8 protein-coding genes are annotated in these 13,373 nt (G+C 69.7%); 7 read left to right on the top strand and 1 reads right to left on the bottom strand.

From position 1 onward, the window contains the following. Nucleotides 1–39: 39 nt before the first annotated feature. The gene (locus tag RAN53_RS03370) at nt 40–2,127 is read right to left on the bottom strand and encodes a S9 family peptidase (RefSeq protein ID WP_305795400.1); all 2,088 of its coding nucleotides are present in this window, start codon (nt 2,125–2,127) and stop codon (nt 40–42) included. Nucleotides 2,128–2,172: 45 nt separating this feature from the next. On the opposite strand from RAN53_RS03370, the gene RAN53_RS03365 reads away from it, so the two are divergent. From RAN53_RS03365 to RAN53_RS03335, 7 genes are all read left to right on the top strand, one after another. After that, a complete protein-coding gene (locus RAN53_RS03365) occupies nt 2,173–2,601 on the top strand; it encodes a hypothetical protein (protein ID WP_305795399.1) in 429 nt (142 codons plus the stop codon). A 37-nt stretch (nt 2,602–2,638) separates the two neighbouring features. Then, nucleotides 2,639–4,474, top strand: coding sequence for a VWA domain-containing protein (locus tag RAN53_RS03360; RefSeq protein ID WP_305795398.1), 1,836 nt, complete (start codon nt 2,639–2,641; stop codon nt 4,472–4,474). After that, nucleotides 4,467–5,282 (top strand): class II glutamine amidotransferase, encoded by an 816-nt coding sequence (locus tag RAN53_RS03355; RefSeq protein WP_305795397.1) that lies wholly within the window; start codon nt 4,467–4,469, stop codon nt 5,280–5,282. The genes RAN53_RS03360 and RAN53_RS03355 overlap by 8 nt, the downstream gene beginning before the upstream one ends. A gap of 128 nt (nt 5,283–5,410) precedes the next feature. Further along, the gene (locus tag RAN53_RS03350) at nt 5,411–7,096 is read left to right on the top strand and encodes an AMP-binding protein (protein WP_305795396.1); all 1,686 of its coding nucleotides are present in this window, start codon (nt 5,411–5,413) and stop codon (nt 7,094–7,096) included. Nucleotides 7,097–7,356: 260 nt separating this feature from the next. Next, entirely contained in the window at nt 7,357–11,382 is a 4,026-nt protein-coding gene (gene hrpA, locus RAN53_RS03345) for an ATP-dependent RNA helicase HrpA (RefSeq protein ID WP_414842952.1), read from the top strand. A gap of 63 nt (nt 11,383–11,445) precedes the next feature. Continuing rightward, nucleotides 11,446–12,567: a beta-ketoacyl-ACP synthase III gene (locus RAN53_RS03340; protein WP_305795395.1), complete on the top strand. Its 1,122-nt coding sequence runs from the start codon at nt 11,446–11,448 to the stop codon at nt 12,565–12,567. Between the two features lie 25 nt (nt 12,568–12,592). Continuing rightward, nucleotides 12,593–13,369, top strand: coding sequence for a VacJ family lipoprotein (locus RAN53_RS03335; protein WP_305795394.1), 777 nt, complete (start codon nt 12,593–12,595; stop codon nt 13,367–13,369). Nucleotides 13,370–13,373 lie beyond the last annotated feature (4 nt).

Below are 13,373 nucleotides of genomic sequence, written 5' to 3'. Positions count from 1 at the left end.
CGGGGGGCAGCCCTCGGCTCCCCCCTGTTGTGTAGCAGGCTAGCCTTCGAGAGGCACCACGCCCAGCGCCCAGAGGATGTAGGCGTCCTGGCGGGCGCCGTCGTGCCACGCCTTGAAACGCCCCGAGGCACCGCCGTGGCCGGCGGCCATGTCGGTGCGCAACAGCACCGGCCCGCGGGCGGAGCCCAGCTCGGTGAGGCGCGCGTAGAGCTTGGCGGGCTCCCAGTAGGGCACCCGGGTGTCGTGCCAGCTGCCCTGCAGGAACAGCGTGGGGTAGGGGGCCTCGGCGAGGTTGTCCAGCGGCGAGTAGGCGCCGATGCGCCGCCGGGCATCGGGGTCGTCGGGGTTGCCCCACTCGGTGTATTCGGCGGTGGTCAGCGGCAGGTCGGGGTTCTCCATGGTGCGCAGGACGTCCACGAAGGGCACGTCGAGCACCGCCGCGCAGAAGGCCTCCGGCGCCAGGTTGAGGCTGGCGCCGACCAGCAGGCCGCCGGCGCTGGCGCCGTAGGCGGCGATGCGCTCGCCGTCGCCGATGCCGTGCTCCACCAGGGCGTCACGCGCGGCCAGGAAATCGCGGAAGCTGTTGGCCTTGTGCTCGAGCTTGCCGGCCAGGTACCAGGGTTCTCCGCGGTCGCCGCCGCCACGCACATGGGCCACGGCGAAGGCGACGCCGCGGGAGAGCAGCTCCAGGCGGGCCACCGAGAACCAGGGGTCGAGCACCTCGCCGTAGGCGCCGTAGCCGTAGAGCAGGGTCGGGAGCGGGTGACCGACCAGGTCGGCGCGCATCACCACCGAGACCGGGATGCGCTCACCGTCGTGGGAGGTCGCCCAGAGCCGCTCGCAGGTCAGCTGCTCGGGCGTTAGGTCGCCGTGGATCGGCTGCTGCTTGAGCAGGCGGCGCGCCCCGCTGTCCAGGTCGTGCTCGATCCAGCTGACCGGCAGCACGAAGGACTCCTCGCGCAGGCGTAGGCGGCGGCTGTCGAAGTGGGGCTCGTCGCCCAGCGCCAGGCTGCAGGGCGTCTCCGGCAGCGGCAGCCGCTCGTCCCGGGTAACGGCGTGGTCGGGGTCGAACTCCATGACCCTCAGGTGCACCTGGGCCTCGTCATGGTCGCGTTCGGTGATCACCACCCCCCAGTCGAAGGCGTCGACCCCCTCCAGGGTATGATTGTCGCGGTGGGCGACCAGCGGCTGCCAGCGCTCGGCGTCGGCGGCGCTGGCGAGGTGCGATTCCGCCAACCGGTCGAGGCGAAAATGGGGCGCGCCGCGATTGTGCAGCAGGTAGAAGTGGCCGGGACGGTGGTCCAGGGCGAGCTCCACGCCGCTCTCCCGGGGGCGGAAACAGCGCGGCGGCGTGGCCGGGGACCGGGCCGGAATCAGGTGGCACTCGCTGGTGTCCTTGGAGGCGCTCTCCAGCACCAGCCACTCCCGGGAACGGGTCTTGCCCAGCCCCAGCCAGAACTCGGGGTCCTCCTCGCGCAGCACCAGCACGGGCTCGTCCGCCTCGCCTTCGGCCAGCCCCAGGCGCCACACGCTCTCGGGGCGCTGGGTGGCGTCGTAGCGGGTGAACAGCAGGGTGGCATTGTCCTCGGCCCAGCTCAGTTCGGCGCCGATGCCCTCCAGCAGGCGCACCGGCTCGCCGTCCGGGAGCCGGGCCAGGAAGAGGTCAAACATCTCGTCGCCGGTGGTGTCCTCGGTCCAGGCCAGCCAGCGCTCGTCGGGCGACAGGGCCATGTCGCCGAGCTCGAGGAAGTCATGGGCCGTGGCGCGGGCCTCGAGATCGAGGAAGGGCGCGGCGCGGCCGGGCTTGCCGTTGGGGTGGCGCCACCATACCGGGTAGTCGGCATCGGCGGCGGTCTCGCTCCAGTAAGTATAGTGGTCAAGCGGGGTGCGCAGGCCATGGACGGCGAGCTCGCGACGCGCCAGGTGGCCGTGATAGAGGCGCTCGACCAGTGCCTCCAGTGGCGCGAACCAGGCATCGCATTCGCGGTTGGCGGCCTCCAGGAAACCGGCGACCCGCGAGTCCTCGCGCTCCTCCAGCCAGTGCCACTCGGGGTCGTCCGGGCGACGGAAGCGGGCAATCGGAGAGGAAAGGGGGCGCTCGGGGTGCTGCGGCGGCTGTGCTTTCATGGCGCGAGATGTACCATACTCGGATGAGAGAAAAGTGAGGTGGCAATGCCTATTACCGAATCGATGAGCCTACTATGGCTGAGCTACGGCGTCTTGTCGCTGGTGGTGTTGCTCACCGGCTACCTGGGCCTGGCCTTCCTGCCCCGACTGCTGCGGCTGCCGATCACCTGGCTGGTCGCGGGTGTGATGTGGATGCCGGCGCGCTTCCGCCTGCCGCTGCTCGAGGAGGGGGATGTCTACACCGGTCTGGCGCCGGCGGTGGTCGTGGCGACGGTGGCCTTCCTCGAGCGCAATGCCGGGGCGCTGATGCCGGCCCTGACCCTGACGCTGCTGGGCGCCGGGCTGGGTGCCGCCTTCGGGTTGCTGCTGTGGTGGCGCGGCAGGCGGCGCGGCGTGGCAAGCGTCAGGGAGGAGCAGGAAGATGATGCAGGCGATCGGCGTGGTGCCGAGCGCCGGGAGCCGGTGATCGGCTAAGGGTGATCGGCCGGGGTGATTGAACAAGGAGGCCAGGATGGCCAGCAGAGCCTGGGGCTTCGCAGGACGGTGTGTCGGCGGCTGGCTGGCGCTCGTCTGCCTGTGCCTGATGCCGGCCCATGCCGCCTTGGCGCAGGCGGTGGAGGGACGCCCCGAGGTTCGAGTGATCATCGATGTCTCCGGCAGCATGCGCGCCAATGACCCCGACCGGCTCAGTGCTAGTGCCCTGGAGCTGCTGGTGTCGCTGCTGCCCGAGGGGACCGCTGCCGGCGTGTGGACATTCGGCGAGACGGTGGCCAACCCGCTCGCACCGGGCGAGGTGGATACCGACTGGCGCGCTCGGGCCCGGGCCCTGCGTCCCGCCCTGGCGGGCGTGCAGCCCTATACCGATATCGAGGCCGCGGTGCGCCGCGCCGCGGCCGCCGAGGCGGATGGCTGGCGTCATCTGGTGCTGCTCACCGATGGGGTGATCGACCTGCCGCCGTCGCGTGGCGCCAAGCCCGAGGTGGATGACGCCTCGCGCCGTCGACTGCTCGATGAGCTGGCGCCGCGCCTGGCCGACGAGGGCGTGATCGTCCACGCCATCGCCTTCTCCGACCAGGCCGACATGGCGCTGGTCGAATCCCTCTCGCGCACGACCGGTGGCCTGCCGGCCCTGGTGGCCTCGCCCGAGAGCCTGCTGGGTGCCTTCCTGGATATCGTCGAACGCATCTTTCCCGCCGACCGCATCCCCCTGGAGAGCGGGCGCTTTCGCATCGAGCCGGGCATCGAGTCCTTCTCGGCGCTGCTCTTCCACGACCCGGGCGCCGAGCCGCTGGTGCTGGTGGCCCCGGATGGCAGCGAGTATCGCGTGGCCACGCCGCCCCCGGGCGGGCGCTGGCAGGTGGAGCCGCGCTTCGACCTGCTGCGGGTGCCCGAGCCCATGCCGGGCGAGTGGCGGGTGCAGGGCGAGATCGCCCCCCGGAGCCGCATCGGGGTGGCCTCGGCGCTGGCCCTGCGCACCGCCCCGTTGCCGGCCACGGCCTTCCTGGGCTTCCCGTTGCCGGTGGAGGCGTGGCTTGCGCGCAATGGCCTGCCCTTCGATGGCGAACTCGAGGGGCTCGCACTGCGCGCCGAACTCATCGCCGACGACGGTGAGGTGCAGTCGGCGACGCCGCTTGCGCGTGAAGGTGAGCGCTTCCGCGGGGTGCTGCCGCCTCCTTCGCTGCCCGGCACCGCCAGCCTGGTGATCAGCGCCGAGGCCGAGGGTTTTGTCCGACAGCGCGTCCAGGCGATCAACCTGCTGGCTCCCCTGGTGGCCAGCCATGAGCCCGAGGCGCGGCGGGTGGTGCTGGCGGCGCGTCACCCCGAGCTGGGTCACGACAATACGCGCCCCTGGGCGGAGCTCGCCGGTGATCGCCTCGCCGTCGAGCCGCTGGGCGAGCGGCGCTGGTCGATCGCGCTCCCCGAGCTGGACGACAGCGTCAGCCAGCCGCTGCTGCTGGGCGCCGAGGTGCGCCTGGGGGAGCAGACCCACGCGCTGCGCCTGCCACGCCTGGTGCTGTTTGCCGAGTCGGCCACCGGCCTCGACCTGGCCGCCGCGGATGGCGACCTCTCCGCCGAGCGTTTCCACCAGGACCTCAGCGCCGGTCGCGTCGGTGATGCGGCCCCCGGCGGCGCCGTGGAGCGCTTCGTCGCCACCCTCAACGAGCTCGTCGCGGCCGCTGTCGAGCGCTGGCGCACGAGCTGGCTGCCGAGCCTCACGGCACTGGCCACTCGGCCGCTGGCCTGGGCCGTGGCCGGAGGCCTGCTGCTGATGGCACTATTGCTGCTTATGCTGCGCGGTCGTCGCCAGCAGCGACGCCGCGCCCATCGGGAGGATCCCCATGTGTGAACTGCTGGGCATGAGCGCCAACGTGCCGACCGATATCTGCTTCAGCTTCACCGGCTTCCTGCACCGTGGCGGGGGGACCGGGCCGCACCGCGACGGTTGGGGCATCGCCTTCTACGAGGAGGGCGGCTATCGCGACTTCCGCGACCCGCACCCCTCGGTGCGCTCGCCCATCGCCCGGCTGATCTGCGACTACCCGATCAAGTCGCATATCGTGATCAGCCATATCCGTCAGGCCAACGTGGGGCAGGTGCGCCTGGCCAACACCCACCCCTTCGTGCGCGAGATGTGGGGCCAGCCCTGGTGCTACGCCCACAACGGCCAGCTCGCCGGCTGGCAGTCGCTGCCGCTGACCTCCTACCGGCCAGTCGGCGACACCGACAGCGAGCACGCCTTCTGCTGGCTGCTGGGCGAGCTGCGTCGGCGCTTTCCCGAGCGGCCCGGCAACGACGAGCAGCGCCAGGGGTTGTGGCGGCTGCTGCACCAGCTCTGCGAGCGGCTGCGCGGCCTGGGCGTGTTCAACCTGCTGCTCGCCGACGGGGACTATCTCTACACCTTCTGTTCGACGAAGCTGGCGCATATCACCCGGCGCGCGCCCTTCGGCAGGGCGAGCCTGTCGGACGCGGAACTGACGGTCAACTTCGCCGAGCACACCACCACCCACGACGTCGTCTCGGTGGTCGCCACCGAGCCCTTGACCGACAACGAGGAGTGGGAGCGCATGGCGCCCGGCGAGCTGCTGGTGTGGCGCGATGGCCTGATCCAGGCACGCTTCGGCCGTCGCGAGGCGTCGGCATTGTCGCTGGAATAGCCGCCGGTTCGAGCATGTAAACGATAGTTTGAATCGATCGTTTTACAGCGCGCCGGGCGTGGTAGTAAGGTAGCCCCGGGACAACAACAAGCGTCGATGGCGCATCGGCGATATTGCGGAGACACGTCATGAGTGAACATGCCCAGGCCCCCATTCTCGAAGGCCCCGAGCTCGACGGCATGGAGGCCTACCGCTCGGTCACCGATATCTTCCACGCCGCGGTGGGCAAGTATGCCGACAAGCCGGCCTTCAGTTGCATGGGTCAGACGTTGAGCTTCGCCGACCTGGATCGCCTCTCCGGCGACTTCGCGGCCTGGCTGCAGCACGAGACCCCCCTGCAGCCAGGCGATCGCATCGCCATTCAACTGCCCAACGTGCTGCAGTTTCCGGTCGCGGTATTCGGCGCCATGCGTGCCGGCCTGGTGGTGGTCAACACCAATCCCCTCTATACCGAGCGGGAGATGGCCCACCAGTTCAAGGACGCCGGTGCCAAGGCGATCGTGATACTGGCCAACATGGCCGACAAGCTCGAGAGGATCCTCGAGCGCACCGATATCCAGCACGTGGTGGTGACCGAGCTTGGCGACCTGCATGACTTCCCCAGAAGGCCGCTGATCAATCTGGTGGTCAAGCATGTCAAGAAGCTGGTGCCGGCCTTCCGCCTTCCCGGCCACACGCCGCTGCGTCGGGCCCTGAAGGAGGGCGCCGCGCGCCAGCATCGTGATGTGGAGCGTGACCTCGACGACGTTGCCGCGCTGCAGTACACCGGCGGCACCACCGGGCTTGCCAAGGGCACCATGCTCACCCACCGCAACCTGGTGGCCAACATGCTGCAGGCCGGCCAGGCCATCGGCCCCGGGCTCGATCACGGCCATGAGGTGGTGGTCGCACCGCTGCCCGTCTACCACATCTATACCTTCACGGTGAACTGCCTGTTCCTGATGGAGACCGGCAACCATTCGCTGCTGATCACCAATCCGCGTGACCTGCCGGGCTTCGTCAAGGAGCTGCGCAAGGTGCCCTTCACCGCCTTCATCGGGCTCAATACCCTGTTCAACGCGCTGTGCCACCGCGACGACTTCCGCTCCCTGGACTTCTCCCGGCTGCACCTGACCATCTCCGGGGGCATGGCGCTGACCAAGGCGGTGGCCGAGAGCTGGAAGCAGGTCACCGGCTGCGATATCGCCGAGGGTTACGGGCTCACCGAGACCTCGCCGGTGGTCAGCTTCAACCCGGTGGATGCCATCCAGCTGGGTACCATCGGCAAGCCGGTGGCCGGCACCCGGGTCAAGGTGGTGGATGCCGACGGCAATGACCTGGCCTTCGGCGAGCCGGGCGAGCTCTGCGTTCAGGGGCCCCAGGTGATGAAGGGCTACTGGAATCGCGATGACGAGACTGCCCAGGTGATCGACGCGGGGGGCTGGTTCCATACCGGCGATATCGCCGTGCTCCAGGAGGACGGCTATATCCGCATCGTCGACCGCAAGAAGGACATGATCCTGGTCTCGGGTTTCAACGTCTATCCCAACGAGATCGAGGACGTGGTGGCCCAGCACCCCGACGTGCTGGAGTCGGCGGCGGTGGGGATTCCCGACGAGGCCAGCGGCGAGGCGATCAAGCTGTTCGTGGTGCCCCGTGGCAGCGCCGAGATCGACGCCGAGGCGCTGCGGGCCTGGTGCAAGAAGGAGCTCACCGGCTACAAGGTGCCGCGCACCGTCGAGGTTCGTGACGAGCTGCCCAAGACCAATGTGGGCAAGGTGCTGCGTCGCCAGCTCCGCGACGAGGAGCGGGAGAAGGCGAGCGGGGCGAAGTAGGCAGCTTGTTGGCTCGGGGCTGATCTGGCGACAAGCCTACGAGGAGGCGCTGTAAATACTTCCCTGTACGCTACCTCGGCCATCCCTGGTCCTCGGACCTCCTCTACGACTTGTCCCCAGCGCCCCTTGGTACGGGTAACTGCGATAGCTCATGTTTCAATGGCCATGATTGGCCGCCGCCATGGCCGCGGCGTTACAATGAAGCGCCCGCGCCGGAGCCCCCGGCGCGGGCGTTATTGTCAGCCCTGACCGGAGTCGCCGTGTCCGACGAGACCCACGCCGCCACCCCCCAACGCCTGTCCGATGCCGACCGCCTGCACCAGCTGCGCCGCGGGCTCGGCGACGTGCTGCTGCGCGACCGTTCGACCCTGGAGAAGCGCCTCAAGGGGCTTGCGCGCCGCCTGCAGGAGGGCAAGCCGGTGGACCGCGGCCTGGCCGAGGTCGAGAAGGCCATGGCCCGTTCGGCCGGCCTGGTGGCGCGCCGCACGGCGCGGCCGGTGACGCTCAACTACCCGCCCGAACTGCCGGTGGTGGAGCGTCGCGAGGATATCCTGGCGGCCCTGCGTGACCACCAGGTGGTGGTGGTGGCCGGCGAGACCGGCTCCGGCAAGACCACCCAGCTGCCCAAGCTCTGCCTGGAGCTGGGCCTGGGGCGGCGCGGGCTGATCGGCCATACCCAGCCGCGGCGGCTGGCGGCCCGCTCGGTGGCCACGCGCCTGGCCGAGGAGCTCGAGACGCCGCTGGGTGAGCAGGTGGGTTACCAGGTGCGTTTCACCGACCAGAGCGGCGATGACACCCTGGTCAAACTGATGACCGACGGCATCCTGCTCGCCGAGACCCGCCACGATCCGGACCTCACCCGCTACGAGGCGATCATCATCGATGAGGCCCACGAGCGCAGCCTCAACATCGACTTCCTGCTCGGCTACCTGCGGCGCCTGCTGTCGCGCCGGCCCGACCTCAAGGTGATCATCACCTCGGCGACCATCGACGTGGAGCGCTTCGCCGCGCACTTCGCGCTGCCCGGGCCCGCGGGGGAGGCGAGGCCGGCGCCGGTGGTGGAGGTCTCCGGGCGCACCTACCCGGTGGAGGTGCACTACCGCCCGCTGGTGCGCGACGCCGATGACGAGGAGGACCGCACCCTGCAGGAGGGCATCCTCCACGCCGTGGAGGAGATCGAGCGGATCGAGCGCGACAAGGGCTGGCGCCATGGCCCTCGCGATGTGCTGGTGTTCCTGCCCGGCGAACGCGAGATCCGCGAGACCGCCGACACCCTGCGCCGTGCCGAGCTGCGCGGCACCGAGATCCTGCCGCTCTATGCGCGGCTCTCCAACGCCGAGCAGAACCGGGTCTTCGCCCCCCACGCCGGACGGCGCATCGTGCTCTCCACCAATGTCGCCGAGACCTCGCTCACCGTGCCGGGCATCCGCTATGTGATCGACCCCGGCCTGGTGCGCATCAGCCGCTACAGCTACCGCTCCAAGATCCAGCGCCTGCCGGTGGAGCCGATCAGCCAGGCCAGCGCCAACCAGCGTAAGGGCCGCTGTGGGCGGATCAGCGAGGGCGTCTGCATTCGCCTGTATGACGAGGAGGACTTCCTCGCTCGGCCCGAGTTCACCGACCCCGAGATCCGGCGCACCAACCTGGCCTCGGTGATCCTCTCCATGCTGTCGCTCAAGCTCGGCAACATCGAGGACTTCCCCTTCGTCGACCCGCCGGACGCACGCTTCATCACCGACGGCTTCAAGCTGCTGTTCGAACTGGGCGCGGTGGACCAGGCCCAGCACCTGACCCCCATCGGGCGCAAGCTGGCCCACCTGCCCATCGACCCGCGCCTGGCGCGCATGGTGCTGGCCGGCGCCGAGCAGGGCGGGCTGCGCGAGGTGCTGATCGTGGTCGCGGGGCTGGCGGTGCAGGACCCCCGCGAGCGCCCGGCGGAGAAGCGCCAGGCCGCCGACCAGGCCCACCGCCGCTGGCAGGACCCCGAGTCCGACTTCATGGCGCTGCTCAACCTCTGGCAGGGCTTCGAGGCGGCGCGCGAGTCGCTCTCCGGCAACCAGCTCAGGCGCTGGTGCAAGGAGCGCTACATCAACTACCTGCGCATGCGCGAGTGGCACGACACCTTCCGCCAGCTGCGCCAGTTGCTGCGCGACATGCAGATCGAGGTGCCGCCGCCGGCGCCCCTCCCCGAGACCGAGGACGGCGAGCCGACGGAGGCCGCCCGCGAGGCACGCCGCCAGAGTAGCGTGGCGCTGCATCGCGCGCTGCTGCCGGGGCTGCTCTCGCATCTCGGCCTGCTCACCGAGAACCGCGAGTACCTGGGGGCGCGCAACCGCAAGTTCGTCATCCATCCGGGCTCGGGGCTGGCCAAGAAGTCCCCCAAGTGGCTGATGGCCTTCGAACTGGTCGAGACCAGCAGGCTCTTCGCCCGCAGCGTGGCCCGGATCGACCCGCGCTGGATCGAGCCGCTGGCCGGCCACCTGGTCAAGCGCAGCTACGCCGAGCCCCACTGGGAGATGAAACGTGCCCAGGTGGTTGCCACCGAGCAGGTCACCCTGTTCGGGCTGCCCATCGTCAGCGGACGCCGGGTGCACTACGGGGCCATCGCCCCGGCGGAGGCCCGCGAGCTGTTCATCCGCCGGGCCCTGGTGGAGGGCGAGTTCCGCACCCGCGGCGAGTTCTTCGCCCACAACCGGGCGCTGATCGAGGAGGTCGAGGACCTCGAGGATCGCGCCCGCAAGCGTGACATCCTGGTGGACGAGGAGACCCTCTTCGCCTTCTACGACGAGCGACTCCCCGCCGAGATCCACAACGGCAAGGGCTTCGAGGCGTGGCGCAAGCGGGCCGAGGCCGAGAATCCCGATATCCTCAAGTTCGACCGTGCCGCCTTGCTGGCCCGGGAGGCCGGCGAGGTGACCCAGGCGGACTACCCTGACGAGCTCACGCTCAACGGCGTGCGCTACCCGCTCGGCTACCACTTCGAGCCCGGCGCGGTGGACGACGGCGTGACCCTCACGGTGCCGGCGGCGATGCTGCCCCAGCTGCCCCTGGCCCGCCTGGAGTGGCTGGTGCCGGGCCTGCTGCGCGAGAAGTGCATCGCCCTGATGAAGTCGCTGCCCAAGGCGATTCGCCGCCAGGTGGTGCCGATCCCCGACTGGGTCGATGCGGCCCTGGAGACCATGGTGCCCGATGACGTACCGCTGAGCGAGGCGCTGGGGGAGTTCCTGCGCCGCCGCACCGGGGTCCGCGTGCATCCCGATGACTGGCGCCTGGACCAGCTCGAGCCGCACCTGGTGATGAACCTGCGCGTGGTCGATCACGCCGGGGAGCCGCTGGGGCAGGGCCGCGATGCCCGCGAGCTGGAGCGACGCTTCGAGGCCGCCGCGGGGGAGGGCGCGCGGGCCCTCGCCCGGCAGGCGAGCGCGGCCGATGACCTGGAGACACTGCCCGCCGAGGGGCTTCCCGAGTCGCGGGTGACCACCCAGGCGGGCATCCGGGTCGAGGCCTTCCCGGCCCTAGTGCCCCACGGCGAGGCCTTCCGGGTGGAGCTCCTCGACCATCCCGACAAGGCACATCGGGCCCACCGCGATGGCGTGGTGGCCCTGGCCATGCGCGAACTGTCCCAGGTCGTGCGTGAGATCGAGCGCCTCAAGGGCGTGGAGACCTGTGCGCTGCTGTTCGCCAAGGTGGGCAGCCGGCGCCAGCTCGCCGATGACCTGGTGCGCGCGGTGTTCGCCGGCACGCTGGCGGTGGATCCGCTGCCGCGCTCCAGTGGCGAGCTCGAGACGCGCCTGGCCCAGGGGCGAGAGGCGCTGCTGCCAGAGGCGCATCGCCTGCTGGGCCTCCTCGAGGAGGCCCTCAAGGGGCACCTGGCCGTGACCAAGGCGCTGAAGGGCAATCTCAACCTGGCACTGGCGCTGGTCTACGCTGACCTCAAGGCGCAGATGGCGCGCCTGGTGCACCCCGGCTTCATCGCTGAGGCGGGGGAGTGGCTGGAAGCGTATCCTCGCTATATGGAGGCGGCGGCGATTCGCCTGGAGAAGGCCCCGCGGGAGCGCAATCGTGACCAGATGCACATGCAGGAGGTCCAGGCGTTCGAGGCGCGCCTCGAGGCACGCCTGGCGAGCGAGCGGCGCGGCGGGATGGTGCCGCCCGAGCTTGCCGAATTTCGCTGGTGGATCGAGGAGCTGCGTGTCTCGCTCTTCGCCCAGCAGTTGGGCACGACATTTCCGGTCTCCGCCAAGCGTCTCGAGAAGCGCTGGGCGGAAATCACCGGTCGCGGCTGAGCACCCGGTAGCGACGGTCGTCGCGACGACCAGGGTGGCCGCGGCCGCCGCAAGGAGAAGCGCATGAATCAAGTGGTGATCACCGGCACGGGACTCTTCACGCCGGCGCACAGCATCGACAACGACGCCCTGGTGGCCTCGTTCAACGCCTGGGTGGACGCCGAGAACGTCCGCCGTGCCGAGGCGATCGCGGCGGGGGAGCGCGAGCCCCTGGCGCACTCAAGCAGCGAGTTCATCGTCAAGGCGTCGGGCATTCACAGTCGCCATGTGCTCGATGCCGAGGGTATCCTCGACCCCGAACGCATGCGTCCCCGGCTGCGCGAGCGCGCCAACGACGAGCCCTCCATCCAGTGCGAGATGGGCGCCAGTGCCGCCCGCGAGGCGCTGGAGCGCTCCGGCGTGGCGGCCACCGATATCGACCTGGTGATCGTCGGCTGCTCCAACCTGGAGCGCCCCTATCCGGCGCTGGCGGTGGAGCTGCAGGCCGAGCTCGGCGCCGGCGGCTACGCCTTCGACATGAACGTGGCCTGCTCCTCGGCGACCTTCGCCATCGAGACGGCGGCCAACGCCATCCGCGCCGGCAACGCCAGTCGTGCGCTGGTGGTCAACCCCGAGATCTGCTCGGCACATCTCAACTTCCGTGACCGCGACAGCCACTTCATCTTCGGCGACGCCTGCACCGCCATCGTGCTGGAGCGCGATGACCTGGCCCGCGCCGAGTCACGCTTCGAGATCCTCGGCACGCGCCTGGTGACGCGCTTCTCCAATGCCATCCGCAACAACTCAGGCTTCCTCAATCGGGTCACCGAGGCCGATCCGCTGGCCGTGGACAAGCTGTTCTTGCAGGAGGGCAGGCGGGTCTTCAAGGAGGTGTGCCCCATGGTGGCGGCGTTGATCGGCGATCACCTGCAGAGCCTCGGCCTCACCGGCGATGACCTAACACGCCTGTGGCTGCACCAGGCCAACCGCCACATGAACGACCTGATCGCGCGTCGCGTGCTGGGGTACGACCCCGACGAGCGCGTGGCGCCGGTGATCCTCGACCGCTATGCCAACACCAGCTCGGCGGGCTCGATCATTGCATTTCACCTGCATCGCGATGACCTGTCCGTCGGCGACAGCGGAGTGATCTGCTCCTTCGGTGCCGGTTATAGTGCTGGCAGCGTGGTGGTACGGCGTGCCTGATAGGAACAACTCCAGGGAGATGACGATGCGACAACATAAGGCACGGGAAGCGCGGACGGCGGGCGGTGTGACGGTGCTGGCCATGACGGCCTTGCTGGCCGGCTGCGCGAGTGGTGGAGTCGACCGGGAGCCACGCCCCGAGGACCCCTGGGAGGGCTTCAACCGCAAGGTGTTCGCCTTCAACGACGTGCTTGACCGCTACGCCCTGAAGCCGGTGGCGCGGGGCTACCGCTTCGTCACGCCGGATCCGGTGGAGACCGGTGTGGGCAACTTCTTCTCCAACCTGGGTGAGCCGCGTACCGTCCTCAACAGCCTGCTGCAGGGCAAGGTGCGCAATGCCAGCATCGCCACCTCGCGTTTCATCATCAACACCACGGTGGGGGTCGGCGGGCTCTGGGACGTGGCCACGCGCATGGAGATCACCGGCGACGAGGAAGACTTCGGCCAGACCCTGGGCGCCTGGGGCTGGGAGGAATCCCGCTACCTGGTGCTGCCGCTGCTGGGACCGAGCACCCTGCGCGATACCGGCGGCCTGCCCGCGGACATGTACGCCTATCCGACCACCTACGTCGACGATGACGAGACCAGCCTGGCGCTGACGGCACTGCGTATCGTGGATAAGCGTGCGGGGCTGCTCGACCAGGAGGCGCTGATCCAGGGCGATCGCTACAGCTTCATCCGCGACGCCTGGCTGCAGCAGCGCCGCTTCGAGGTCAGCGACGGTGAGCTGGGCGACGACCCCTTCGCCAGTGATGAGTTCGACTTTGACGACGCCGACTTCGATGACGCTTTTGCCGACTGAGGCC

It is taken from the genome of Halomonas sp. SSL-5, assembly GCF_030708455.1.
Lineage (GTDB): Bacteria > Pseudomonadota > Gammaproteobacteria > Pseudomonadales > Halomonadaceae > Halomonas.
The sequence above is the reverse complement of the archived record's forward strand: the minus strand, read 5'-3'. Positions and strand labels throughout refer to the sequence as shown.